This is a genomic window from Hymenobacter cavernae (genome assembly GCF_014641455.1).
Lineage (GTDB): Bacteria > Bacteroidota > Bacteroidia > Cytophagales > Hymenobacteraceae > Hymenobacter > Hymenobacter cavernae.
On sequence record NZ_BMHT01000002.1, the window covers coordinates 572,095 to 597,813 of the forward strand.

The 25,719-nt window shown below is 58.4% G+C and carries 24 protein-coding genes; 4 read left to right on the plus strand and 20 right to left on the minus strand.

Annotation, left to right across the window (positions count from 1 at the left end; genetic code table 11):
- Positions 1 to 108 precede the first annotated feature (108 nt).
- From IEX74_RS06825 to flxA, 17 genes are all read right to left on the minus strand, one after another.
- The gene (locus IEX74_RS06825; protein WP_188812410.1) at positions 109 to 1,389 is read right to left on the minus strand and encodes a zinc metalloprotease; all 1,281 of its coding nucleotides are present in this window, start codon (positions 1,387 to 1,389) and stop codon (positions 109 to 111) included.
- A gap of 180 nt (positions 1,390 to 1,569) precedes the next feature.
- A complete protein-coding gene (locus IEX74_RS06830) occupies positions 1,570 to 1,719 on the minus strand; it encodes a hypothetical protein (RefSeq protein ID WP_188812412.1) in 150 nt (49 codons plus the stop codon).
- 111 nt (positions 1,720 to 1,830) lie between these two features.
- Entirely contained in the window at positions 1,831 to 1,983 is a 153-nt protein-coding gene (locus tag IEX74_RS06835; RefSeq protein ID WP_188812414.1) for a hypothetical protein, read from the minus strand.
- 171 nt (positions 1,984 to 2,154) lie between these two features.
- On the minus strand, positions 2,155 to 2,808 hold the full coding sequence (locus IEX74_RS06840; RefSeq protein ID WP_188812416.1) for a tetratricopeptide repeat protein: 654 nt from the start codon (positions 2,806 to 2,808) through the stop codon (positions 2,155 to 2,157).
- 34 nt (positions 2,809 to 2,842) lie between these two features.
- Positions 2,843 to 5,035 carry a TonB-dependent receptor gene (locus IEX74_RS06845; protein WP_188812418.1) on the minus strand — a complete coding sequence of 731 codons (2,193 nt, stop codon included), beginning with the start codon at positions 5,033 to 5,035 and terminating at the stop codon, positions 2,843 to 2,845.
- A gap of 246 nt (positions 5,036 to 5,281) precedes the next feature.
- Entirely contained in the window at positions 5,282 to 6,577 is a 1,296-nt protein-coding gene (gene flxY / locus IEX74_RS06850; protein ID WP_229755142.1) for a flexirubin biosynthesis putative acyl-CoA ligase FlxY, read from the minus strand.
- Between the two features lie 237 nt (positions 6,578 to 6,814).
- Positions 6,815 to 7,207, minus strand: coding sequence for an ApeI family dehydratase (locus IEX74_RS06855; protein WP_188812420.1), 393 nt, complete (start codon positions 7,205 to 7,207; stop codon positions 6,815 to 6,817).
- Complete coding sequence (locus tag IEX74_RS06860) at positions 7,197 to 7,775, minus strand: hotdog family protein (protein ID WP_188812422.1); 579 nt, start codon at positions 7,773 to 7,775, stop codon at positions 7,197 to 7,199. Before IEX74_RS06860 ends, IEX74_RS06855 begins: the two co-directional genes overlap by 11 nt.
- Positions 7,738 to 8,763: a beta-ketoacyl synthase N-terminal-like domain-containing protein gene (locus IEX74_RS06865; RefSeq protein ID WP_188812424.1), complete on the minus strand. Its 1,026-nt coding sequence runs from the start codon at positions 8,761 to 8,763 to the stop codon at positions 7,738 to 7,740. The genes IEX74_RS06860 and IEX74_RS06865 overlap by 38 nt, the downstream gene beginning before the upstream one ends.
- Before the next feature lie 21 nt (positions 8,764 to 8,784).
- Positions 8,785 to 9,975, minus strand: a complete 1,191-nt coding sequence (locus IEX74_RS06870) for a beta-ketoacyl-[acyl-carrier-protein] synthase family protein (protein WP_188812426.1) — start codon at positions 9,973 to 9,975, stop codon at positions 8,785 to 8,787.
- 36 nt (positions 9,976 to 10,011) lie between these two features.
- A complete protein-coding gene (locus IEX74_RS06875) occupies positions 10,012 to 10,671 on the minus strand; it encodes a 4'-phosphopantetheinyl transferase family protein (protein WP_188812428.1) in 660 nt (219 codons plus the stop codon).
- Positions 10,672 to 10,715: 44 nt separating this feature from the next.
- Positions 10,716 to 10,988, minus strand: coding sequence for a phosphopantetheine-binding protein (locus tag IEX74_RS06880; RefSeq protein ID WP_188812430.1), 273 nt, complete (start codon positions 10,986 to 10,988; stop codon positions 10,716 to 10,718).
- 18 nt (positions 10,989 to 11,006) lie between these two features.
- A complete protein-coding gene (locus IEX74_RS06885; protein WP_188812431.1) occupies positions 11,007 to 11,648 on the minus strand; it encodes a beta-ketoacyl synthase N-terminal-like domain-containing protein in 642 nt (213 codons plus the stop codon).
- Between the two features lie 4 nt (positions 11,649 to 11,652).
- Positions 11,653 to 12,795 (minus strand): beta-ketoacyl-[acyl-carrier-protein] synthase family protein, encoded by a 1,143-nt coding sequence (locus IEX74_RS06890; protein WP_188812433.1) that lies wholly within the window; start codon positions 12,793 to 12,795, stop codon positions 11,653 to 11,655.
- Positions 12,792 to 13,220 carry an acyl-CoA thioesterase gene (locus tag IEX74_RS06895; RefSeq protein ID WP_188812435.1) on the minus strand — a complete coding sequence of 143 codons (429 nt, stop codon included), beginning with the start codon at positions 13,218 to 13,220 and terminating at the stop codon, positions 12,792 to 12,794. The genes IEX74_RS06890 and IEX74_RS06895 overlap by 4 nt, the downstream gene beginning before the upstream one ends.
- Positions 13,221 to 13,288: 68 nt before the next feature.
- Entirely contained in the window at positions 13,289 to 14,014 is a 726-nt protein-coding gene (gene flxB / locus IEX74_RS06900) for a flexirubin biosynthesis SDR family reductase FlxB (RefSeq protein ID WP_188812437.1), read from the minus strand.
- Positions 14,015 to 14,054: 40 nt separating this feature from the next.
- Positions 14,055 to 15,653 (minus strand): flexirubin biosynthesis tyrosine ammonia-lyase FlxA, encoded by a 1,599-nt coding sequence (gene flxA / locus IEX74_RS06905; protein WP_188812439.1) that lies wholly within the window; start codon positions 15,651 to 15,653, stop codon positions 14,055 to 14,057.
- 491 nt (positions 15,654 to 16,144) lie between these two features.
- On the opposite strand from flxA, the gene IEX74_RS06910 reads away from it, so the two are divergent.
- The gene (locus IEX74_RS06910) at positions 16,145 to 19,228 is read left to right on the plus strand and encodes a lantibiotic dehydratase (RefSeq protein WP_188812440.1); all 3,084 of its coding nucleotides are present in this window, start codon (positions 16,145 to 16,147) and stop codon (positions 19,226 to 19,228) included.
- A gap of 212 nt (positions 19,229 to 19,440) precedes the next feature.
- Here IEX74_RS06910 and IEX74_RS06915 read toward each other — a convergent pair whose 3' ends face one another.
- Positions 19,441 to 20,175: a LytR/AlgR family response regulator transcription factor gene (locus IEX74_RS06915; RefSeq protein WP_188812442.1), complete on the minus strand. Its 735-nt coding sequence runs from the start codon at positions 20,173 to 20,175 to the stop codon at positions 19,441 to 19,443.
- A 3-nt stretch (positions 20,176 to 20,178) separates the two neighbouring features.
- Positions 20,179 to 21,318, minus strand: a complete 1,140-nt coding sequence (locus IEX74_RS06920; RefSeq protein ID WP_188812444.1) for a sensor histidine kinase — start codon at positions 21,316 to 21,318, stop codon at positions 20,179 to 20,181.
- A gap of 809 nt (positions 21,319 to 22,127) precedes the next feature.
- On the opposite strand from IEX74_RS06920, the gene IEX74_RS06925 reads away from it, so the two are divergent.
- Positions 22,128 to 23,183 carry a lanthionine synthetase LanC family protein gene (locus IEX74_RS06925; protein ID WP_188812446.1) on the plus strand — a complete coding sequence of 352 codons (1,056 nt, stop codon included), beginning with the start codon at positions 22,128 to 22,130 and terminating at the stop codon, positions 23,181 to 23,183.
- Between the two features lie 80 nt (positions 23,184 to 23,263).
- Here IEX74_RS06925 and IEX74_RS06930 read toward each other — a convergent pair whose 3' ends face one another.
- Positions 23,264 to 24,382 carry a lipocalin-like domain-containing protein gene (locus tag IEX74_RS06930; RefSeq protein WP_188812448.1) on the minus strand — a complete coding sequence of 373 codons (1,119 nt, stop codon included), beginning with the start codon at positions 24,380 to 24,382 and terminating at the stop codon, positions 23,264 to 23,266.
- 200 nt (positions 24,383 to 24,582) lie between these two features.
- On the opposite strand from IEX74_RS06930, the gene IEX74_RS06935 reads away from it, so the two are divergent.
- On the plus strand, positions 24,583 to 25,011 hold the full coding sequence (locus IEX74_RS06935) for a Fur family transcriptional regulator (protein ID WP_188812450.1): 429 nt from the start codon (positions 24,583 to 24,585) through the stop codon (positions 25,009 to 25,011).
- Between the two features lie 66 nt (positions 25,012 to 25,077).
- Positions 25,078 to 25,515: a hypothetical protein gene (locus IEX74_RS06940; protein ID WP_188812452.1), complete on the plus strand. Its 438-nt coding sequence runs from the start codon at positions 25,078 to 25,080 to the stop codon at positions 25,513 to 25,515.
- Positions 25,516 to 25,719: the final 204 nt, after the last annotated feature.

A 25,719-nucleotide genomic window follows, 5' to 3' on the forward strand; every position in this document is an offset into this window, starting at 1 on the left:
TGAGCTGGTAGACTTGGGAGTTGAGAAAAGGCTCTGGCTAGCTGATAAATCAAGTCTGGTTGCCTAGATCTCAGGTCTAACGTCTTCCGTCTCCATGTCTTCTTATGGCTAGGAGGATACCGCCACGGCCGTGGGTTCCGCAGTCGGGGCCAGCCAGCCCAGGCGGGCGAGCAGGCGCACCGCGGCCGGCTTGATGGTGCGATAAGCCAACACCAGGAACAGCACGCAGAATAAACCTAGCTTTAGCAGATAAAAGCCGTATTCCCAGGGAGTTTCGTTGGCAAACTGGCCTTCGTGGTGGAGGCGCTGCATGGTTTCCTGGAAGCTGTGGTAGAAGCCGGAGTAGCCCAGGTACGAAAGCCAGGAAACCAGGCACAAGCGACCAACTGAGTAGGCCAGCAGGAGCAGCTCGCTACCCAGGGTGAGGCCCGGCCCCCGAAACGGCATCTGGCCCTTGCTGCGCACGTAGTTCCAGCATTTGCGCGGGTAGTCCTGCGCGGCGGCGGCCAGGTTAGGCACGGCAAAGTAGTCGCTGCAAACCCAGTAGCCATCGTTGCGAAAGAAGGGGTTCAGCGAGTACAGCGCCAGCGTTGCGTTGGCCAGGAAGAAGGAGATAATCAGGTAGGTGGCCGCGCCGTGCGGCCCGTTCCAGCGCAGGCTCATAGTATAAGCCAGGTAGAGAAGCAGATTAACCAGGAGCTGGAAGTAGATACCCGCCAGGTTAACTTGTACACGTTTGTACTTATCTAATATCCATACTTTGCTGATGTCGGTGTACAAAACCGGCAACACCAGGTAAAATCCGAAGCCGACTTCCTTCGGCGTAATCTTGTAGCGGGCGGCGGCAGTAGCGTGGCCCAGTTCGTGAAATAAGCCCACCAGGGCAAAGAACAGGTAAGAACCTAGCATCACGGCCAAACTATTGCCGGCCGAAATGGTGGTATCCAGAAGGTGTGTGCGGTAGAGGGCCCACAAGAAGAGACCGGTGGTGAGAAGGGATAGAGCCAGCAGTGGCACGGCTACCACTCGGCGGAACAGAAACTCTAGGTTCTTGGTCAGCTTGGCTAGGGTGTGTTCCCGGATAAGCGTCACCTGGCCATAGACATACGACTGCTTGGCGGTGTCGGAAGCGTCGGCAGTGGCAAGTACTTTTTCAAGCGTGTCGCCGACGATCTGATCGAACTTCTCGCGTGATAAAACGAGGCGGTATTCCGCTGCTATCAGCTCCTGAATTTCGGGGAAAGTCTTGCCGGCTTGCAGGTGCTGAATGATCCTGAACAGCACCGCCCCGATGTAGTAAAGTTTGTCATTGCAATCGAGGGCAAACGTATCATCCGATACCTGCACTACCTTGAGCGAGTTCAGGCGTGCTGCGTCGATGTAGTCCATAGTGCTGTTAGTTGAGGTGCTTGGTTTGATGGGATTATAAAAAGAACAGGGGGAATGAGAGCTAGCGCAAATGAAGTGCATCGAACGTAGGTAGACTATCGTCTCGGAATCTGACGCTCACTCTGCATTCCCCCTATTGCTTTCTGTCACGTTAGTAGTGGCCTAGGCCTAGGTTCAAGCCTAGCCGTCGAGGCAGCAGCTGATAACCGGTGCGCTGGCGGCCGCGGTCTGCACCATTTCCAGGCGCTCTTCCAGCTCCAGGACGAACAGGCCGTTGGTGAGCTCCTGCTCGTTTTGCTCTTGTGTGGCGGGCGTAGTTTGGTTTTTCATGTTATAAGTTGAAGGTGAAAAGGTTGAAAAGAATGGATAGTGCCTACTCTAAGCGGTTTTCGGCGGCCCCGTAATTGTGTGTGCAAGCTGGTGCTAGACCTAGGTTCAGGCTTAGCCGTCGAGGCAGCAGCTGATCACGGGAGCTGAAGCAGCCGCGGTTTGCACCATTTCCAGGCGCTCTTCCAGTTCGAGCACGAACAGACCGTTGGTGAGCTCCTGCTCGTTCTGGTCTTGGGTAGCGGGGGTGTTGTTTTCGTGTACCATGATGAGAAAAGTGAAAAAGGTTGGTTGTTTGAATGCCTACTCTGGTCGGTTTTCGGCGTCCCCGTAAAGTGATAGTTCCAGAAGCCGCGGCCTGTAAGAAGCCGGGCCGGCAGGAGTCTTATTGTTGGGCAGACCTAGGTAGTCTGGCCTGGAGCGTCAGCTGTCTGTGAACTACTTCGCGACAGATACTTCGGACTGGCAAAGACCTTGGTAGCGGACGGCTTCTGACTTGCCCCAGTGCGGCTCGATGGAGGAGGCCGGCGCGTTGGCGAATAAGGAGTTGGCTTTTTCGAAGTACTGGCAGGCTAGCTTTCGGTCGCCCCCGAACTGGGGCGGCGTAGAGTACTTGCTCTGGCCGAACAGCAGGTAAGCGCGCGGGTTGGCTGGGTTGAGCTGCTTGGCCGTCTGGAGGGCCTTATTAGCCAGTGCGCTGTACTCGGGGCCGCGGGCCATAAAGTCCACGTTGATCCGGGCGAAGGAAATCAGGGCGTTCAGGCAGTAGATTTCCGAGTTATTCGGGCTAAGCGTATTTGCCTGCTGGGTCAGGATCTCAATTTTATCGAGCTTCGCATCAATCTGATTTAAATCGCGCTCGAACTTAACTGCTTTCAAGCCGCAGTAGCTGGCGTAATAATAAGGCAGCCACTGGCTTTTTTCCGCGTTGGCAATGCGCTCGAACGTTGCGCCTATTTTTTGAAAACCGGCGGCCGTGCTGGCGGTGTCGAGCTGCGCTAGGTTTTGCTCAATTGCGCTTTGGAACTTGCTCGATTGGGCGAAGCTGACGGTGCTGCTACCCAGGGCCAGGAGGAGAAAGAACTTTTTCATAGCTTTTGTTTTTTGATGGTGTCAGAAGAAATGATTAGAGGTTTTTATCGATGATGTCGTTCGTTCTGTCGACGCCGAAATTCATGAACAGGCCCAGGAAGACGAACGGGTTGTTGGTCGGGGTAATGGGCATGCGCTGGGTTGGTTCGAGGCGGGAGTAGGTATAGCCAAACACTTGCTGATTGCCGAGTACATTGCTGAACGTGAGAGCAATAACCGAGAAGGAGTTGCCGATTTTGGGCAGGTAGCAGATGCTCAGACCTAGGTTGTTGAAGTTGATCGTCCGGTCCCGCATGAACTCGTCGTCCGACAGGTTGGGGTTGTAGTAAGGCCGGCCAGTGGCGAAGGCGTAGGAGGCGCTCAGGTTAATTCTTGGACCTGCGAAATAGCGTTTGGCAACAACCGAAAGCGTGTGGTTGGCGGCGAAGCTAGGTTGCGCCAACAAAGGATAATCCAGGTAATTGCGCTTGGTATCCAGGAAAGAATAGCTCACCCAATAATCAAAGCCGCGGATGGTTTTTTTATCGCGCCAGAATAATTCCAAACCTCTGGCGTACCCGTAGCCATCATTAGAAATATGCGGTGTTGTTTTAATTAAATCGTTGTATTTTTTATAATACAGCTCTGTTCTAAAGCTGTGGTAATTATCCATTTTCTGATAGGTCAGAATATAATGGTCGGCGCGGTTGTAGGTTAATTTAGGGCCGGTAAGCAGATAATATTTGCCGGGCTTTTGGTAGAAGGTGCCGTACGATGCCATCAGCTGGCTTTTATCGGCGAAGGTGTAGTTGAGCGAGGTGCGCGGGGCCAGCTTGGTCGTTTCCAGCAAGGCGCTTTTTTCCAGGCGCACCCCGGCGCGGCCCGAAAGGTTGCCCACGATGGCGGTTTCCAGCTCCACAAACCCGGCTCCGTACGTGTCCTGGAGCTGGCCCAGGCTGGTGCGGTCCGATGCGTAGCCTTCGCGGCCGCGGAACAGCTCGCCGCCCCACTGCACCCGGCCGTTGTTGAGCACGCGCTTCGACAGGACGGTGCGGAATTGCAGCAGACTCGTGTTGTCGCGGCTCAGCGAATCGTAGACCGACTCGGGTGAGGTCTTGGGCTGGAGCTTCAGACTGAACCGGTCGAGGTTGTAGTTCAGCGAAGAACCTAGGTAGAGCTTCCAGCCCTTGGGCAGCTCCTGATTATACGTCAGGTTGGTGTACAGATTGGTGTTGCGCAGCCCTACTAAGTCGTTGACCGTCAAGTAGTCGGGGTCGGACTGGCGCAGGCGCAGGTTACTTTCGCCAAGGCTGCTGTAGAATTTCAGGAATCCTTTCTCGCCCACTTTGCGCTTCACGAAAAAGCTGCCATCCAGGTATTTGGGCGCGGTGGTAAACCGGATAGTCGGCTTTACCAGGCTGAACACCAGGCTCAGATCGGTGTACTTGGCGAACGTGCCGACCAGCGTCTTTTTGCCTTCCGACAGGATCTGCACGCCCCCTTCAATGGACAGCGGCGAGATGCCGAAGTCGGCGTTGCTGTTAGCGGGCATATCCTGCGATTCCAGGATGAGCGCCGCGGAAAGCGCCTCGCCGTAGAGGGCCGAGTAGCCGCCGCTGCTGAAGAAAGCGCCCTTGAACAGGCCCGGCGCAAAGCGGCTGCGCGAGGCTTGGTTGGCGGGGCTGCTGTAGGTGAAGTTGTTGACCAGCAGGCCGTCCATGAACATCTTGCTCTCGTCGCCTGTGCCGCCGCGCACAAACAGGCCGCTGCTTTCGCCTACCTGCTGGGCGCCCGGCATGGTTTTGAGCGCCGAAACCACGTTGCCGTCCATGGCCGTCGTCAGCACGTCGGTGGAGCTGAGCGTGACGGCTTTGATCTTGTCGTCGTTCTCAAACTTGCGGGCCCGCACTACTACATTGCTCAGGCTCAGGGCTTTCACCGTGAAGATAACCTTGCAGGTGATGGTTGAGTTAGCGTCCTTGATGTCGACTACCTGCACAGCATCCTGATAGCCTTCGAGCTTCGATACCAGCACCTGGCTGCCTTTCTCAGTGGTTTGAAAGGAAAAGGAGCCGTCTTTGTTGGAGAACGTTCCGTCGTAGGTGCCGTCGATGGCAATGGCGACGTTAGCGAGTGGCTTGGCATTCAGGTCAGTGACAATGCCGCTGATGCTGCTTTGCCCGAGTGCTACTTCCCTGGTGAGGGCAACCAGACCGAAGGCAGGAATCAGTAGAAGTTTTATCTTCATGGGTGCTGGTAGCTGGTGGTTGTGAGGATAAGAAGGACAGGAATCGAGAGTGGCGGCAGGCTAGGTAAGGCGCTGTCTATAAGAGGGTTAATCCGCTGCTGCCGTTGTTGATGATGGAAAATTGGGGATATGAATTCTCGTTTGATAGTTTATTACACCAACCCCCCGATTCCCGGTATTAGCCGGGTGTTTTGCTCCTTTTCTTCTGGTTTTCGCAGTACCAACCTAGGTTTTGCGGCGGGGCCGTCAGGCGGCGCGGCGGTCCAGAAACGTGCGCGGTTTGCGGCTGTCGCCGGCAAAAAGCAGGCGCTCCACTTCGGCTACCGGCTTGAATACCAGGGAAGGAGCAATGCGCAGCTTGGCGCGCAGGTGTTCGCGCAGGTGCGCCTTGGCGTGTTCGGGCAGCTCGTGGCAGCCGATGTGGAGCAGCAGCTCGTCGGTGCCGATGTCGTTGGTGTAGCTCTCGACCTGGAAGTTCTTCACGAAGGATACCTCGTGCAGCGCATCATGAATGAGCTGCGGGTACAACGTCGTGCCTTTGTACTTGACTAAGTGCTGCTTACGCCCAAGCACAGGGCTCAGGCGGGTGGTGGTGCGGCCGCAGGCGCAGGGCGTGCGGTGCATGGCACAGACGTCGCCGGTTTTGAAGCGCAGCAGGGGCATGCCTTCCACGCCGAGCGTGGTAATTGTTAGCTCGCCCGGCTCCCCATCGGGCACGGGGTGGTTGTGGGCATCGAGCACTTCCACGATGAGCAGCTCGGGGTGATGATGGCCGCCCTGACCCGCTGCGCACTCCGTGAAGGAGGTGCCCATCTCGGTAGACGCGTAGGTGGAGTGCAGGGCAATATCCCACTTGCTGTGAATGCGCTGGCCTAGGGTGTTCAGCGAAAAATCGGGGTTGCGGATGTTTTCCCCGATGCAGATAACCTTCCGCACGCTGCTGGCTGCGTAGTCAAGTTCATGTTCCTCAGCGTATTCTATCAGCTTGAGCACAAAGCTAGGTACCGCAATAATGGCCGTGGGCCGCAGGCGCTGAATGGTGTCCCACTGCATCTCGGGCACGCCGCTGCCCACCCGGATGATGCCGGCCCCGAGGCGACGGGCCCCCAGAAAATACGCCAGGCCGGCCATAAAGCGCTTGTCGAGGGTGGTCGTGAGCTGGTACAGCTCGCCGGGGCCACCGCCGGCGCAGCCCAGCGAGAGGTACTCGTTGTAGGCCAGCCGGTCGAGGTCATTGTCGGTCAGGCCAAAGGTGACGGGCTGCCCCAGCGTGCCGGAAGTGCAGACGTAGTCGACAATGCGCGCCGGATCGACGCAGAGGAAGTCGCTGGGGTGGCGGTGCAGGTCGTGCTTCGTCGTAACGGGCAGCTTTACCAGGTCTTCCAGCCGCTGAATAGCCGCGACGCTGACGCCGGCCTGCGCAAAGGCGCGCTGGTAAAAGGGCGAGTGCGCCGCCAGGTAGTGCAGCAGCTCCCGAAGCTTGCCTTCCTGAAACTCCTTAATAGCGGCGCTCGACTGGGATTCAATGGCTGGTATAGACATGGCACTGATAATCTGTTAGATGTGAGGAGTTAAAGCGGTGATGAAGGGGCGCGCAGAACCTAGCCTGCTGACTGGGAGCAAGCGGCCGGAAGGTTACAGGCCAGCGGCCGGCCGGGGCGGCCAGGTTTGTAAAGCGCAAGGCACACGCCGGCCCGCTGGTCGCGGTTTTGCCGGCGACCTAGGTAGGGGAAAAGAGAAACCTGGGAGGAGCGCTACGCCACGCCTGCCGGCGTTTGCCTAGAGAAAATCAGATTGGAAGCTGCCCGCTACGCGGCAAAGCAGCTGGTGCTCGTGCTGGATGCTGGCCGCGAAATCAAGCAGGAAGTCGCGCTGGGTATAGCCCACCGTCAGGGTTAGCGCGGGCATCGTGATGGGGTCGATGGGACGCAGAAATTTACTGTTGGAGCAGGTGCGCAGGAGCAGCTCTTTGGCCAGGTGCTGCTGAAGCACGTCCTTGACCAGGCCCAGCACGCACACGCCCGGCACGACTGGCTGACCGGGAAAATGCCCGGCAAACAGCGCGTGGTGTGCATTGAGCTGCACTTGCAGCCGTAGGCGGTTGGGCTCAGGTGCCTCAGCGTCGGCGAGGGTAAAGAACGAGCCTAGCAGCTGGTAGTCGTTAGTGCGCATACTCAACGGCGGCTGAAGGATGCAGGAAAGAATCAAGACCTAGGTTCGGCGCAGGCTCCGGCTCCAGAAACAAGCGCATCTCGCAGTGCGCCACCAGGGTTGCGTTGTAGCCGCTCGTGGTTTTCACGACCAGCACATCTGGGGCCTGTAGCACAATTTCGGCGTGCGTGAGCAGCGTGCAGCCCACCGGCGCCAGCGTGTGGATGTACACCGCCTTGAGCGCCGCAATGAAGCCGACCCGCGGGGCAATGCCTTGCTGCCGGGCTTCGTAGCCTGCCTTTAGAGCCACCGCCTGCGCCATGCTCTCCAGGATGCCGGCCTCGCTCAGATAACCTAGGTGCACCATCAGATGATCGGGGCGCACCCGCAGCCCGGCCCAGGCTTCGTCGGGCTGGCAGTGGTAGAGCGTGTCGATCAGGGCGAACGGCCGGCGCTGGGGGATGTAGGCCTCCACCTCAGCGGCCGTTACCAGGGGCCGGGCCGCCCAGGCCGGGAGCAGGCGGGGCGGCGCTACCTGCCAAGGGGCGGCCTCAATCCTGGGTGAGGAAGATAAAGCTGTAGTTGGCATCACGGTATTGATTGATAATCAAGCAGTTTTTGGGATAAGGCGTGCGTTCTGATAGTTCGGCCGCCGCCCCGGCAAAGCGGCGCACGGCCAGCCACACGGCAAATGCCGTTGCCGTATGATATTCACCACAATAGTTCTTGAAGTATTCGCGCGGGGTGTCGGGTAAGCTGGCTTCCACGGCCCGCAGCTTCTGGTCGTGGGCGTGGTCGCCGGAGTGGCCCAGCAGCACCAGGTCGAGGTCGGCGGGAGTCAGGTGCTGCTCGCGCAGAAGCGCAGCTACGGTTTGCTCGACCTCAAGCGCCGTACGCGGGCTGAACAACGTCCGCACCGCCCGCACCGTGGCGAGAGTGCCCGGCCGGCGCGCCGAGGACAGCACCAGAAACGTGGCGCCCTCGCCGGGCAGCACGCCGGGCGTGCGGCTGTGCTCGACTTTGCCCAGCTTATCCGGGTTTTTTACGTGCCCGGCCTGGTGCAGTAGCGCGGCATACGTGGGCGTGGTTTCATCCAGCCCACCCACCAGCACGTCGGCGGGGCCGTCCGGCTCGGTCAGGAGCAGCAGGCCATCGAGCAGGGCTGTTTCGAACGAAAAGCCGCGGTGCGTGTAGGTCATGTTGTAGCCGTGGCACTGAAGCTTAAGGGCTAGCTGCCCTGCCACGGCGTTGTCGAGCGACTGAATAAAAGGGGTCGGGGGCACGGTATCCTCCGCCTGCGCCAGCAGCGACGTCTCGAATTTCTCGAACCCATCAAAGCTTCCCAGGCCCGACCCCACCGTGATGGCATCGATGTGGTCGAGACCAGCATCGGCCAGGCAGCGGGTAGCGGCATAGAGGCCCATTTTCACCAGCCGCGGGGTGCGCCGCAGCTCGGCGGGGTTGAGCACCGGCGCGTAGGCGGGTTCGAGGGCAGACAGCAGACCGGCGCGCGCAGGCGCGTCCGACGCGTAGGGGCTGATGCTGTGAATGCTGTTGATGTAGGCGTGAGGGTGCATAATGACCTAGGTGCTAAATGATTAAGGTTTAGAGAACACCAGCGCGCAGCAGGAGCCACCCATAGCGGCCGACGTAGACAGCACGTGTTGCAGACCGGGTGCTACGTGCAGCGCCTGCGCCGGCACCAGTCCGTGGTCGGCAATTGGCTCCTCGAAATTCAGGTTGGGCCAGATGAGCCGGTGCGTGAGCGCCAGCACCGAGATGACCGCCTCGATGGCGCCCGCCGCCCCCAGCGTGTGGCCCGTAAAGGGCTTGGTGGAGCTGAACGGCGGCACCGCATCGGCAAAGACTTCGCGGATGGCCTGCCCTTCGGTCACGTCGTTGTTGGCAGTGCCCGTGCCGTGGGCGTTGAGGTAGCCGATGGCGGCGGGAGCCAGGTCGGCCCGGCGCAGGGCCTGGCGCATTGCTAGCTGCAAGCCGTAGCCATTGGGCGAGGAAGCCGTCTGATGATGGGCGTCGTTGGTCAGGCCGTAGCCACTCAGCCGGGCCCAGGGTCGTGCGCCGCGCTGGCGGGCCACAGCCTCGCTTTCCAGCACCAGGTAAGCGGCGCCTTCTCCTAGGTTGATGCCTTTGCGCTGGGCATCAAAGGGTTTGCACGGCGTGGGGTCCAGCAGCAGCAGCGAGTTGAAACCATTGAGCGTGAAGCGCGCCAGGGCATCGGTGCCGCCTACCACCACCCGGTCCAGCACGCCCTGCTGAATCAGGCGCGTACCCAGCACAATGGCGTTGGCGGAGGAAGCGCAGGCGGTGTTCACGGTCGTCACGAAGTCGCGAATACCCAGGCGGCGGCTGATAAACTCCGTGCTGTCCCCATTATCATAGGTATCGATAAAGGCCGGGGTAGGCTTCTGATCAAGAAAGTCCTGATAGTGCTGCTCCGCGTGGCCGGTGCCCCCTACCGTGGAGGCGGAGATAAACCCGGTGCGGTTGGTGTCGGCGGCACCCAGGCCGGCCTGCTGCCACGCTTCGCTGGCGGCCAGGTAGCCCAGCAGCGTGGTGCGGGTCAGGTCGGCGTCGGGCAAGGCGGCCCGCATGGCCAGCTCGTTGTCCGAGAAGGCTACTTCGCCAGCCACGTAGCGGCCTTGCAGCCGCGTAGCCACCCGGTGCAGCGGCCTCAACCCAGAGCGACCTAGCTTCAGGCCATCCAGGGCCGTGGGCACATTGGCGCCCAGCGCGGAAATCATACCGATTCCGGTTACATATACTTCCATAGTTGTAGTAGTCAAAGGGTTATAGCTGTTCTTCGACTAAGCCGGACGAGGCTCCTCGAAGCTGACCCGGCGCGGCGGGCCCACGGACAAAGGATAGTTGGCCGCCACATGCAGGGTGTAGGCCGCCGCGTCGGGCAGGCAGATTTCCTGAAGGTGCCAGCACTGGCCGGCCAGCTCGGCGCGCTGCTGCCGGATGCGGATGTCGCGCAACGGAATGTTCAGGCCCCGACCGTCGGCTTTGGCCACGGCTTCTTTCTGGGTCCAGAGTCTGTAAAAGGCGTCCGGCAGGTCGGTAGTGGATAGCGCGTTCCACTCAGCGGGGCGGAAATGCGGCCGAAATCCGGCAATGTTGGTGCGCGTGTGCTGCTCAATATCGACACCTACCCGGCAAGTCGTGCTGAGGGCACACACCACGTATGCACCCGAGTGCGCCACGTTGAAATCAAGCTCTGCCCCGGCCAAATAGGGCCGGTTGTCGGGCGTACGCCGCACGCTGTCAAGCGAATACGAGCGCTCTTGGCTGCGCAGCGCGTGCTGAAGCAGTAGCGCCCCGAAAAGTGCAGCCTGTTGGCGGGCCGGTCGGCGGCAGGCGAGTACCCGCTGCTGCCAGGCTGGTGGCAGCAAACCTAGGTACGCGGCCAGCACGGCGGGCGGCAGCGCGGCCGTACCGAACGTGGTATACCACAGCTCAATCATGGCCCGGTGGGGCGGGAGCGAGCGGCGCCCGCTCCCGGCTTCCGTTAAGCGGCAACGGCGGCGGCTTGGTGCTCGGTGATGAAGTCGGCCAGCGTATTCAGGGAGAAGAACGCCTGCTTCATCTTGGCCGGGTCCGTCACCTTGATGCCGTAGTGCTTGCTCAGGATTACGGTCAGCTCCAGCGCATCGATAGAGTCCAGACCTAGGCCGTCGTAGTCGAACAAGGGCGCGTCGGGGTTCACGTCGGCCGGGTTGATGTCGACCAGGTTCAGTTCCTGGATGATCTGGTTTTTGAGTTGTTCGGTAAGAGTTGACATGGGAGTAGGAATAAAGGGTTAGTAAAGTGGTTGAGCGTAAAGGGTTTCGAGCGCCGGCACGTGGTGGGGCCGTCGGGTTGTGGAGCTAGGTTCGTGGCTTTCGACCACGTAGAAAAACGTTTCGTGGGAAGTCAGGCCGGCTTCGAGCCAGCCGCACAGGCAGGCCTGGCAGCTGCCTTCGGCCAGCAGCTGCGCCACGTAGGCTTGCAGCGTGTCGGGCGAGTAGGCATCGGCCACAAACAGCGTGTTTTCGCCGGAAAGCTGGTGGCGGATGCTGATTTCGCCGATGGCAATGTTGGGCAGCGTGTACACGAACACCGCCGGGCTAGGAAAGTGGTTGTCAGCCTCCTGAATGCTTTGCTGGTGCGCCAGGTCGGTGAGCAGGCTCGACGAGCGATTTGCCAGCACCACGCCGATGCCGCCCGCATCCAGCCGGTCCAGAATGCCCGTGGCGGGCAGCAGCAGCTCGGCCGTGAGAAAAGCTAGCTTGCAGAGCACATCCATCTTGAAGAACTTCGGGTAGCTCAGTCCGAAATGCCGGTAGGCTCCAACCAGAAACTCCGTGAGGCTGGCCGCGGCGGGCGCTTCGTAGCGGAGCGTGCCGTTCAGGAAAATCTGGTGGCCGCGAATGGCGCAGCTGGCAATGATGCTGGTTTCCATACTGTTAGGCGGCTTTGGCGAAGAGGACGGCCGCGTTGCAGCCCCCGAAGCCGGACGAAGTTTTCAAGAAATGCCGCAGCTCGGCGCGGGTGCGGCGCGCAATGGGCCGCACGGGGAGCGAGGTGCCGCACGTCTGGTAGCCTTTCGAGGCAATCAGCTCGTTGCGCCGCATCGACTCGATACCCAGGGCCGCTTCCAGAATACCCGCCGCGCCGAGCGTGTGCCCGAAGTAGCCCTTCAGGCTGTGCAGCGGCACGTCGTGCAGGCCGGCGCGGTGAAAAGCCTGGGCTTCCATCTCGTCGTTGTAGCGCGTGGCCGTGCCGTGCGCCCCGATAAAGTCGACGGTGCCTTCGCCCATCTGCCGCAGCACTTTCGTCACGGCCTGGTACAAGCCTTCGCCGGTGCGGGAAGGCGCCGAAATGTGGTGCGCATCGTTGGTGCTGAACCCCGTGACGACTTCCACGTCGCCGCTGCCCACGCCGGGCACGGTGGTCAGCACCATGGCCACGGCCGCGTCACCTAGGTTGATGCCTTCGCGCGTGGCATCGAAGGGCCGGCAGGGCTGGCGACTCAGCGCATTGAACGCGTGAAAGCCGGCCAGCGTAAACTTCGACACCTCATCGGCCCCGACTACCACCGCGTGCCGGTAGCGGCCGGCGCTAAGCAAACGCTTGGCAATCAGCACGCCCTGGAGGCTGGAGATGCAGGCGTTGGAAACAACCACCGGCTCGTTGGCGAAGCCGCAGGCCTGCGCTACTGTGCGGGCCAACTGGCTCAGGTACAAGGTAGGCGGCACAACGGCGCTGGTGCCGCCGGCCAGGTGGCCGATATTACCTTTGGTCGAGCAGTACACCAGCAAAGTGTCTGGGCCGGTGAGGGGCGTATCTACTTGAGATAGAGCACCCGTTACGGCCAGAATGCTCATCTTTTCGAGCTTGCTGTACGGGTTGGCCGGGAAACCTAGGTTGTCGAAAGCGGCCGCGAGCCGGGCTTCGTCGATGGTGGCGGTGCAGAAGCTTTCATCCGAAAAATCAAACCAGTGAGGCCGTAAACCCGATTCGCCAGTCTGCACCGCGTCGAAGGTGGCGGCAGTGGTGAAGCCCAGCGGGGTGATGCAGGTGCTGGCGGCGTGTAGAACTTTTTTCATACGAGAGAAGCTAGAGAGGGCAGCCAATGCTGCTGCCACTCGGTGAAGCACGGGGGCGGCAACAGCTGTAGCTGGTGCTGCGCGTTGGTAAAAACCTGGGTGGTGCGGGCCGTGCAGATCAGCTGCCGGGTGTCCGCGTGCCGGATGCGGTAGTCGAAACAGATGCGGGGCGTGGCGCTGGGCACGTAGCGGGTTTCTACCTCCAGCGTGTCGCCGTAGCGCGCTGATTTCTTGTAGCTAAGCTCCATTTCCACGATGGGAATGCCGTAACCGGCCCGCTCTAGCAGGTAGTAGCCCAGGCCATAGTGCCGGGCAAATTCCTCGCGCCCGTCTTCCAGGTACTTCACGTAGTGCCCGTGCCAGACGATGTGCATCGCGTCGACTTCGCAAAACCGGACGGTGAGCTGTTTGGTCGTTTGGAGCATTTTGGGGAAGGAGCTAGGAGGTGGGAGCTGGAAGCTAGGAGTTCGGTTCTGGTGAGGCGCCGCTTTCCTTAGTATTGCGCGCCGTTAATGGAAATGATCTGCCCGCTGATGTAGGACGCCTGCGGCGAAGCCAGAAAGCCCACCAGATCGGCTACTTCTTCGGGCTCGCCGAAGCGGTTCATCGGGATAAGCGGCAGGTACTCTTCCTCGCGCAGCCCCTGAATCATCTCGGTGCGGATGAGGCCAGGCGCCACGGCGTTCACCGTGATGCGTTTGCGGCCAACTTCCTGGGCCAGCGCCTTAGTGGCCCCGATAACGGCCGCCTTTGCCGCCGAATAGTTCGTCTGACCTAGCTGCCCTTTCAGCCCCGACAACGACACGATGCTGATGATGCGGCCAGACTTCTGCCGGATCATGCCGCGGACAATCAGGCGGGTGACGTTGAAAAAACCGCCCGCGCTGGCATCCATCACGTGCTGCCACTCGGGGCTGGTCATCAGCATCAGGAGCCCATCCTGGCGGATGCCGGCGTTGTTGACCAGCACTTCCACGTGCTTGCCGGGGTTGTCGGCCAGCCACGCGCCCAGCACCCGGTCCACTTCCTCGCCGTTGCCCACGTCGAAGCGCAGGGTTTCGGCCTCCACGCCTTTGCCGCGGACCAGCGCCTGCACCTGCTCGGCGCACGCCTGGTTGGCTACGTAGTTGATGAGAACGTTGTAGCCTAAGTCGGCCATTTTCAGGCAAACCGCCCGACCGATACCCCGGGAGCCGCCGGTCACTAATGCGTACTTCATGGTGCTGCTGCGCTAAATAAGGTTGCCCGTCCGGCTTGACTTAGGAAGCAACAGCTTCGGTGACGGCGGCGGGCGCATGGGCCGCCTGGCTCACCGGCGCGGTGGGCAGCTGCAAGTGCTCGGTCTGGATGTACTCTTTGATCTTCAGAATCTTATCGGCAATAACGCCGTCTTCGGTGAAGGCCGGCACCAACGCGCGCAGCTGCTGGTACACGCCTCGCGACACCGACGAAAGTCGCTCCTCAAAACCTAGGTAGTCGACGGCTTGCAGCGTGGTGAGCAGCTGCACGGCCAGCACCTGGTAGGTGTTCTCGATAACCTTGCTGGTGATTTGGGCCGAGTTGGTGCCCATGCTCACAAGGTCCTGATTATCATTGTTATTGGGGATGCTGTGCACGTACATCGGGAACGAGAACGTCTGGTTTTCGGCCACCGTGGAGGTGGCCACAAACTGTGCCCCCTGCATCCCGAGGTTGATGCCCAGCCGACCTAGGTTCACGAAGGGCGGCAGCTTCTGGTTGAGCTTGTTGTTGAGCAGGAAGTTGAGCTGCCGCTCGGCCAGCATCGAAAGCTTGGTGATGCCGATTTTCAGCTTGTCCATCTCCAGCGATACATAGTCGCCGTGGAAATTGCCGCCGTGGTACACGTTGCCCTGGTCCTTATCAATAATGGGGTTGTCGCTCACCGAGTTAATCTCGTGCAGCACAACCGTGGTGGCGTTCGTGATGGTATCGTACACCGGCCCCAGAATCTGCGGCACGCAGCGAATCGAGTAGAACTCCTGCACCTTGTCTTCGAGCACAGCTTCCGTCACTTTCTTGTAAAGATGCTCGTGACGCTTACGAACTAAGTCGCTGTCGTGCAGGATGGTGCGCATCTGCGCGGCCACGTACTGCTGGCCGGGGTGGTGCTTGGCCGCGTTCAGCTCCGCCGAGTAGTGGTCGTCATACGATTCCACGATTTCCGAAAGCAGGCTGGACGCCAGCAGGCTCCAGTTCAGCAGGTTGCGGCTATGAATCAGGTTCACCACGCCGATGCCGGTCATGGCCGACGTGCCGTTCATCAGGGCCAAGCCTTCGCGCAGATGGATGCTCAGCGGAGCCAGGTCGTAGGCGGCCAGCACATCGGCGGCGTCTACCTGCCGGCCTTCGTGCCACACCTTGCCTTCCCCGATCAGGCTTAGGGCTAGGTGCGCCAGCTGCACCAGGTCGCCGCTGGCGCCCACGCTGCCGTGCTCGAAGATCACCGGGAAAATGTCGCGGTTGATGAACTCCTTCAGCAGCACCACCACCTCCGGGTGTACCCCCGATTTGCCCTGCAAAAACGTGTTCAGGCGGGCAATCATGAGCGCTTTCACAAAGAGCGTATCCACCGGTTTGCCCTGCCCGGCGCAGTGGCTACGGATCAGGTTGTATTGCAGCTGCTCCTGCTCCCGCTCATCAATCCGGTACTGAGCCATCGGGCCAAAGCCCGTGTTGATGCCATAAATCAGCTTGTCCTTCGCAAAGTCAGCCAGAAAGGCAAAACAGTCGCCGACGCGCTGCATGGCCGCCGCGCTGACGTCGAGTGCTTCCTCCTTAAAGAGTATTTGGTAGAAGTCTTTCAGGGTGATGTTGCGGTCGCCGATGGTCGTGATCATAGGATAACAGAGTTAAGTGCGAGGAGCCGGAGAGGTCGTTGCGGTTGGTTGAAGAAGGATATTTCGTGTTCGTTGAGATAAAGCAGCATAAAGCATTCAAGCAGATAAAAACTATTACACCAACGGGCGCATTAGCGGGGTAAACTCCTATTTAAAGCCTATTTATTACCGTGGCGCCGCGCGCAGATGGGCATAGGCGGAGCACTCGGATTCGGGTATGTGTAGTGCGGACTTTGTAGTCCGCGCCGTGAACGACCTACGCGCGGACTACAAAGTCCGCGCTACTCAGCCTAAGCTGGTTCGTTAGCAGAGCGTTACGCGTGAGGAAAGGCCCGAAATGGGACGGAATCGGGTAGGATTATCTCAAAATAATTTGGCATTTTACAGCAGCCTAGCTTCTGGCTGGCTGGCCCGGCTAGCTGCCGCAAACCGGAACGTTTGCTCAGCCGCCTCGGGCTTTATGCTACACCAGCGATAATCCGGATTTATACATGAAGCAACTCTACTCTTTTCACCCTAATCTGATCTTACGCACGCCGGCCCAGGCACTTAGCCTAGGTTTTACCGAAGACACCATCCTGGCGGCCCTCGACGATGAGCGGTTTGTGGAAGCGCTGTTTCTGGCTTCGCCGGGCCTGTACGAAGAGTGCCGCAAGTGGCAGAGCGGCGCACTAAAGGAGCCCAAGAAAGTGGCAAAGCTGCGCGGCACGCTCACGCGGTATTATACCCGCATGATGAGCCGCTGCACGCCCTTTGGCTTATTCGCCGGGTGCTCCGTGCTGCGGTGGGGTGCTGAAAGCCAAATCCGGCTGGAGCCTGCGGCCAACTACCGCCATACGCGCCTGGATATGCACTACCTCTGCGCACTGGCGCAGCAGCTGGCCCGCCACGAGGCTATCCGGCCGCTGCTGCGCTACTGGCCCCAGACGAGCTTATATACCATCGGGAGTGAGGTGCGCTACGTCGAATACTATTATGCGGAGGGTCGGCGCGTGCATCAGATCAGCTCCGTAGAAGCGTCGCCGTACCTGACGAAGATGCTAGGTGTCGCCCGCCAGGGCCTGACGCAACGCGAGCTGGTAGCGTTGCTGCTGGAAGAAGAGTTTGATAATGAAGAAGCTACGGAGTATGTGCAGGCCCTGATTGAGGCGCAGGTGCTGGTGAGTGAGCTGGAGCCGACTGTGACCGGATCGGAGTTTCTGCACCACATGCAAGCGGTGCTGACCCGCCTGAATGCCGACGCGCCGGATGCCGAAATTAGTGCCGTGCTGCACCTGCTGGGTCAGGTAGCGCAGCAGCTGCGAATCCTCGATCAGCAGCCGGTCAACGCGCCGGCGAGCTACCTGCGCATTGCCGCTGCCCTGCAAAACCTAGGGGTGCCCATCGAGCCGGACAAGCTGTTTCAGACGGATCTGGTTTGTGGCGCCAGCAACACGGCAGCCAGCCTCGATCAGCGGCTACAAGCCACGCTGCTGGAAGCCGTAGAAGCCCTGACGCACCTGGCGCCCCCCAGCCGCAACGCCCGCCTCGACTACTTCCGCCAACGCTTTCAGGAGCGCTACGAGGAGCGGGAGGTGCCGCTGCTGGAAGCCCTCGATACGGAAAGCGGCTTGGCTTATTCCGACTACGGCAAGAACAGCTACGCGCCCCTGGTCGACGACCTGTACCTAACGGAAACGGCCGCCAGCCGCTCTTGGCACCAAAGTGAGGCACAGCGGTTTCTGTACCAAAAGCTGCGCGAGGCAGATCGGAAACGGCAGTACGCCATCAACATCACGCCGGAGGAGGTGCGCACCTTTGCGCCGGTAACTCAGCCGCTGCCGCCTTCCCTGGGCATCATGTTCCGGATTATCGACGACCAGCAGATCGTGCTGGATAGCGTGGGCGGCTCCAGCGCCGTCAACCTGCTCGGCCGCTTCGCCCACGCCGACCCGCGCATTGAGCGCATCGTGCAGGATATTACCGAGCAGGAGCAGCAACACAATCCGGCCGTCGTTTTCGCCGAAATCTGCCACTTGCCCGCCAGCCGGGTTGGCAATATCCTGCTGCGCCCGTCTTTCCGGCGCTTCGAAATACCGTATCTGGCGCAATCGATGCTGCCCGCTGACTGCCAGATAGCCATGCAGGATATGCTGCTCTCCGTGCGGCAGGGGCAGCTGGTGCTACGGTCGCGCAAAACCAACCAGCTCGTGGTGCCGCGCCTGAGCACGGCCCACAACTTTACCCACCAGGCGCTGCCGGTTTATCAGTTTCTGTGTGATTTGCAGACCCAGGGCTTGCAGGCGCACGTCGGGTTCAGCTGGGAAGCCGTGTCGCCGGATGCAAAGTTCTTCCCCCGGCTCACCTACCAAAAAGTGGTGTTGCAGCCTGCTTCCTGGCACCTGGCGGCACCCGACTTCGCGGACTTGCTGACCGCTCCGGCCACTCATTTCGAGGCACATTTTCAGGCGTTTCGGGCGCAGTGGCAGCTCCCGCGCCTTTTCACCCTCTCCGACGGCGACCATGAACTGCTGGTCGACGCCGAGAATCCGCTGCTCGTGCAGGTCTGGCTGGATACCATCCGCCAACGGCCGGCCATTAGGCTGCGCGAGTACCTGATTGAGCTGGCCGAAAGTCCGGTGCGCGACAACCTAGGTCGTCCGCATGCGCAGCAGCTGCTGGCCCTGCTGGTGCGGAATGCGCCTTGCTACGCGGCTGCGCCAGCCGCGCCGGCTGCCGGTGCAGCCAGTGTGCAGCGCGAGTTTGCGCTCGGCTCCGAGTGGCTGTACTACAAGTGGTATTGTGGGCAGCAGATGGCTAACCGAATCCTGCGCGAAGTGCTGCATCCGCTCACGGAGGAGCTGTTGGATAAAGGCTTGGTTGACAAGTGGTTTTTTATCCGCTACGCCGACCCCGACAACCATTTGCGGGTGCGGTTTCACTTGCCGCAGGTGGGCCGTATTGGCGAAGTGGTGCAGATCATCAACGACTACCTAGGTGCCTACCTCAGCAAAGGCTACATCTGGAAAAGCCAGACCGATACGTACCGCCGCGAGCTGGAGCGCTACGGCAAAAACACCATTGAGCTGTCGGAAAGCCTGTTTCACTACCAGAGCACCGCGCTGCTGGCGCAGCTGGATTCCTTTGCCGAGCTGGACGACATGGCGTACTGGCGCTGGGGCATCAGTGCCATGGAAGAGCTGCTGGATGCCTTCGCCTACACGCTCCCGCAAAAGCTAGCCTTGCTGGAGCATCTGCGCGACTCGTTCGCGCGGGAGTTCAGCATGGATAAGCAGCTGAAAACCCAGCTGGATGCCAAGTACCGCGCCTTCCGTCTGCCCATTACGCAAGCACTCCAGACGGCCGCGCCGCCCCCCGAATGCCTCCGCGAAATTGCCACCGCTATTCGCCGGCAGCTAACCGCTAACCACGGCGAAATAGCTGAGAATCAGCTGCTGGGCAGCTACCTGCACATGCTGCTGAACCGGCTTATTCCGGCCCAGGCCAGGCTGCACGAGCTGGTGCTCTACGACTTCCTGTGTCGCTACTATCAGTCGCAGAAAGCCCGGCAGGGGGCGCAAGCGGCGGTGGCATAGTTGGTTGATGTCCACGTTGCAGTGCTGGTAAGCCAGCCCCGGTGGAGCGGCATCTTGGCAGAACCTGGCCAGCAAAAACGACCTAGCCCCAGCGGGGCGACACTAACGTCCTGACGACGGGTGCCGCCCCGCTGGGGCTAGGTTTATTATTAAGTTTATTCTATCGGGCAAGAGCTACCAAGACTAGCTACCCGTTCAGCATGAGAACCGCTTCACTTCTTGCCGTTCATCACCTTCTTCTGGAGTGCTTCGAAGAAGGCATTCCGGTAGGTTTCGCCCAGCGGCACGTAGGCTTTTATGTCTTTGAACAGGATCTGGTTGCCATCGAGGGCCTTGATCTTGTTCAGTGACACGATGTAGGACTTGTGCACCCGCATAAAGCTCTTGGCGGGCAGCCGCTCTTCCAAGTCCTTGATATTCAAGAGCGAGACAATGCTTTCGTCCGGGGTATTGATGGACAGGTAGTTCTTCATCCCCTCGACGTAGATGATGTCCTGGAAATCAATCTTAACCATTTTGCCCTTGTTTTCCGTCTTCACGAAAATGTAGTCGTCGCTCTCTTCGGCCGGGGCCTGCCAGCGCGCCGAAGGCGTCGCAAACGTGTTCAGCGCCTTCTGCGCCGCTTTCAGGAAGCGTTCGAAGGCAATGGGCTTCAGCAGATAATCGAGCACCTCCAGCTCAAAGCCTTCCACGGCAAACTCACTGTAGGCCGTGGTGAGCACCACCTTCGACTTGCCTTTGATCAGACGCATGAAGTCCAGGCCCGAGAGCTGCGGCATGTGAATATCCAGAAACACCAGATCGATGGGCTGGCTCTGCACAATGCCCAGCGCCTCCAGCGGATTGGTGGTGCTGGCGGCCAGCGTCAGAAAAGGCGTTTTCGCGATGAACATTTTCAGAATGTCAATGGCGCTTTGCTCATCGTCTACTATCAGGCACGAAATCATAGGTTACAGGTCAATGGCCAGTTTATACATGAAATAGTCTTGCTCATCGTGTACGTCCAGCGAGTAGCGGTTCGGGTAAGCTAGGTCCAGCCGTTTCTGGGTGTTAATCAGGCCAATACCGGTGGTCTTTTCCTTGGGGCCCGTGCGCTTCTTGTTGCGGGTGAAAAACGAGAGTCGGTTCTCGGTCATCTTCAGCTGAATAACCAATGGATTGTCCGGATCAAACAGGTCCCCGTGCTTGAAGCAGTTCTCGACGAAGGTAATCAGAACGAGCGGCAGAATCATCATAAACTGTACGCTGCCAAGGACTTCGTACTGAATCTGGAGCTTGTTGTTGAAGCGCAGCTGGTTGATGTCAATATAGTTCTTCAGGTGCTTTATCTCGCTTTCCAGCATCACTTTGCCGTCGTGCTCCTCCTCTTTAAGCGCATAGCGCATGATATCCGACAAAAGCAGAATGCCTTTTGCTGTTTCTTCGGAATGCGGGTAGGCCTGCGCGTACAGAAAATTAAGCGTGTTAAAAAGGAAATGCGGATTAATCTGGCTTTTCAAAAAAGTAAGCTCCGACTGCATCAGGCTTTGTTCGGCCAGCCTTAGTTTCTGTTCCTGAACGCGTTTCTGTCGTTCCAGCTGAATTGTATTGGTGGCAAACCAATAGCCAAAGCTGAGGGAGATAAAATAAATACCGCGATAAATTACCTGCGCCCAGAACAGGCTATTAGCCGGTGCGCTTCTTAAAACTTCGTTGGTTAAAGCCGGTAAAATAGAAACATTGATTGCGTATTTAAGCGCAGCAAACAAAAGTGATAATATAACCAGACTTAATATATACTGAATGTACTTGCTTCGGGCATAAAACCTAGGTAGTAGCAGGTTGGCATTGGTGTAGAAGAGTAAGCTATATAAGGTGAAGTTTAAAATAACTTCCCAATAGTTAATTGCTAACTGACCAGAAAAAATAAGAATAGAATGCTCATATAAAATGTACAACAACCAGACGGCAATATGCTTTGAAATTAATTCAACACGTCTTTTACCAATAGTCATAAAAGCCTGGCATTTGAAGGCGAAAACAGGCAAGCGAAAGGCAGGAGCAGTACTGAGGACAGCCGGCATTGGGCAACCGCTGCTGCTGCCAGCCAACCTAGGTCAGGAAAGGGTGCTGGCAATTTCTGACTTAGGCTTGCCCGCACAAGGTACATCCATCCACGGAAAGCTGAAATAGGTTGTATCAAGCAGCTAGAAAACCGATAAGATTATTATAGGCCTATTATTCATGGTTATAGTACTATGATTTGGTGTTCGAATTAGTAACTTGATTGCGTGGCATAGCCTAGGTTCCGGACTCTGGCAACCGCTTCTTACCGCCAGATACTCGCTTTGGAGCCTGCGCCCCGCTACCCTCTTGCTATTCCTGTCACCCCCGACAAGCCGGTTGGTACTGCCATTAGGCCTGTTGATGTAAAATACTAGCCGGCTTCGGCGGGCCTCTCTACCTTTATTTCACCAACCACAAACAACCACACATACTCTTTAACTTCCTCAGCCGCTTATGAAAACGACTACTACATCCGCCAAATTGAAGCTTCAAAAGAAGACCGTCGTAAAATTTGGCCAAGGCTCATGTAGCAACGGTAAAATGAACACACTTTTGGATACTAGCCTGATGACGCTTACCTGGGGGCAATCTTTTTAGTTAAGCTTTCGAGTGTTATCACAGAGCATGCTGCGACTTAAAATAAGTCGGCATAATTCAATCTATGTTTTATTCTGTTAAATGCGCATTTCTATTTTATACTGCTTTTTAGATGAAAGATTACCGGTTACTTCTTCCGTATGCTGAGCAGCAAAGCATAGTGAAATCCTGGCAGGATATTCATGAGGTAATCTCTTGTAAAACGACTATTGTTAGTTCTCTATTCAATCTTAATGAATTAAGCTTATACTACTATATGGCCTATACGGCATTTGGGCGTGAGCAGGACTTTGCTCATGCCCAAATGTATTTTGAAAAAGTACTGCTTCACCTGAAGCAATCTTCCTGGCCTACCCAGTCAATTGAATTTATAGAACAGCTCGCCGCTGCGGCGCAGCTTTATTCCTGGTTCACGGCCAGCAAAGTATCGCTGCCTCTGGCAGGCGAACTGTTGGCGGCGCTGGATACACAGCTACTGGCAAAGGCGTACGCGCTGCTTGCCGGGAGCCACGCCGACCAGAAAAGCATTTTTTTTCGGTTGCTGCGGTATTTTCAGCTGCGGTTGCCAAATGCTATGATAGCCGAGGAGCTACACGCGCTTTTTCACCAGGCGAGGAAAACCTCCGCTGCCACCGGGCAAGGCTCGTTGCTGCTGCCAGCGGCGCACGAGCTAGCCAGTGACTCGGGGCCAATCTACCTAGGGTTGGCCGATGGATTGGCCGGCGAGGCCTTGCAGCTAATTCGGCTTTATCAGGCAGGTATTCAGGAAGAAGCTATAGAGGCTGCTATCAAAGCCAGGATAATGATTATTCTGGCTACGCGGAGGGAGGTGGATTTTTCCGAGGGCATTTACGGCATGTTCCCTGATGTAGTAGCCTCCGGTGCCGAAGAAATTCAGAGCAGCCAGGAGCTTACCTGGCGCAGCGGCGACATAGGGCAGGCTTTGCTTTTGTATGAAGCGCACGCGCTATTCAAGGACGAGGAGCTGGCTAACCTAGCAGAGCTGGTGGGCCTCAATACGTTGTTGCGGAAAGACGCACGCGCAACGCGTGTTTCTACTTCCGCGTTTTGCACCGGCGCGGCCGGAACTGCTCATTTGTACGGACAGCTGTACTACGCCAGCGGTAACCCGGCCTACCATGAGGGCTACCGCTACTGGCTGACACAAACTCAGCAGTATGTGCGGCAGGATATGGCGAGCAACTACTATCAAGCGCCGCGCGGATTGCGGCACAGCCTGGTAAGCGTTGGCTTAGTGCTGCTGACGGCCATTTCGGAGTGCGAGCTGAAGTGGGAGCAAAGCATTCTGTAACCTAGGTTTCCCGCGTCGCTCCGGCTGTGGTTTTAGCCTGCCTGCAAGAGGAAGCCAAACGGCCTACTTCGCAACTGGGGCTATTTAGCTTTAGAAGTAACCTCAGCGGTCTGCTCCACTACTTGCCGGGCTTTCTTCACCTCGCGGCGGTTTGTGATTTCCACGTAGCTGTTGCCCGTCACGGGCTGGCCGTTGTGGGTGCCCGTTACGCGGCACATGCCCTCCCAGTAGTAGAGGTTGAAGATGGCGTAGAAATGAATGCGTAACTCCTGATTCGGGATGAGTGGCTCCACGATGAGGTCGTAGCCCTGGCTGGGCACGCGCACGCGCCACTTGCTGGGGTAGCGGAGTCCGGAGGTGGGGCTGGTCCAGTAAGCTAGGTTTTCAACCTGAAAATCAGACGTGCCTAGGTGAGTATTGTCGGCTTTGGCGGAGAAGTGGGAGCCGCCGCCAAGCTTTTTGCCGGTGGGCTTGTGCACGAGGTTGTAGAGCATCAGCTCTTCGCGGGGCTCATCGAGCTGAATGGAAAACCAGTCCCAGCTCACGTCTTTGGTGCCGCTCATGTTGCAGTTCCACTGGCGGTCGTACCACATGTCGCCTTCAACCTGGTGGGGTTTGCCGTCAATCTCGATGGTACCGCTGGCGGTGAGGCGCGGGTAGGAGTAGTAACCTACCTTGTTCATGGCCACGTTCTGGTCGTAGCCGGTGCCGCCGTGTAGCAGCACGGGCTTCGAAGGCTTAGTAATCAGGTTGATGGCCGTGCCGGGGTGGCTGGTCATGCGGGCTTGTAGGTGGTAGCGGCCCTCCTGGCCAGTGAGCGTCCAGCGCTGTGTTTGCTTGCGCAGTTCCAGGTTCACGGGCATGCTGGCGGGCAGAAAGCTAGGTAGCTTGGCGTAGTTGTAGTCGTAGCGGAACTGCTGGGTTTGCGGGTCACTCACGGCCACGTTCACCATCATGTAGTCTTTGTTGCCGGTGGGGTTGAAGTGGAAGAACACGTACTCCACGCCGTAGCTTTTGCCCGTTCCCTTGTCTTTCAAATGGCCCGTCAGGTACCACCATTCCAGTGAATTACGTTCGTGTGGTGCTTCTTCCTGGGGCAAAACGGCTTTCTCCCCCGCAACGTCATACTTAGTAGTCATACGGCTGGCGCAGCCGGCGGTAAAGAAAAGCAGGAAAACAGCGAGCAAAAGGTTCTTCATACTTTACAGAAGAGGTTGGGGCAAGAAAAGTTTGGGCAGCAGGCAGCAGAAAGCCGAAGTACCAGACGGGTATTTTGCTGCCGCCTGGCCCTAGGTGAACTGCAAAGCGTACCTGTTTTGTTCTAAGCAGCACTACCTTTGACTAAGCCCATGGCTTATTTGCCCGTAGCAGTACCACCCGCGCTTCAGTACCACTGGTTATGGAAAAATCCCCCGCCGACGTCATTGCCCAAACCCTTACCCGCCACGGCCTGCGCCAAACGCCCGTACGACTGGGCGTATTGCGGGCGCTGAAGGAGGCGCACTACGCGCTGTCGGGCCACGAGATTGAGCAGCTCCTAGGCCCGGGTACCGACCGCATTACGCTCTACCGGACCTTGCGCTCGTTTGAAGATAAAGGTCTTATTCACAGGGTTATAGATGCATCAGACATTGTGCGTTACGCCGCCTGCTCCCTAGGTTGTACCGAGCAACAGCACGCCGATAACCACGTGCATTTCAAGTGCACGCGCTGCGCTCATATCTATTGCCTCAACCAGGTAGCCATTCCGGCCGTGACGCTACCGGCTAGCTTTCAGGCCCAGCACGGCGACTACCTGCTGTCGGGCGTGTGCGCCGAATGTCATTAGGAGACAGGTAGTTGTATGCGGCGCTATGGTCTGTTACTCAGTGGATTTTTCTTAGCAATAGTACCCTTGCAACTAAGCGCTCAGCAGCCCGCTGCTCAGCCGGTGCCCAAAGCCTTGCTCGGTACGTGGCAGTTGCAGCAACTCGCCTTTGATGCGCGCCGCCCACTGACCGATACGCAGATTGAGCAGCTTTATCATGATCCGGCCGGCGAAATCAACCAGGAGCTGAAGCTAGGTAAGCTGGTGCAGCGGCTCACGTTTCGCGCCGATGGTACTTATTTGCTGAGTATCAAGCAGCTTACGCAGGGTGAGATGTCGGAGCAGGGGCAGTATTGGCTGCGCCAGGATACGCTGTACGCCCGCACGACCGGTGGGCAAATAGCGGGCTTTAGCGGGGAGGTGCTGGCCCGCCTCAAAGGACAGGTGCTGGTGCTGGAGTTTCCGTTCTGGAAACCTGAAGACCAGGTATTTGAGCAGGAGCGTTATCAGCGGGTGAAGGACTAAAAAACAGTAGCGCGAACCATAAGAAGACGTTAGTCAAACTTGTGCCTCGCGTATCGTTGCAGTAATGCGCCGGTCCGCCGCTCTAGGTGTCGGCCCAGTCGCCGTCAGAACCAGCTTGAGAATAACGTCGTGCAAACAGCCTACAACGAAAACCGGTCCGACACCTAGGGCATCGGACCGGCGCATTACTGCAACGATACGCGA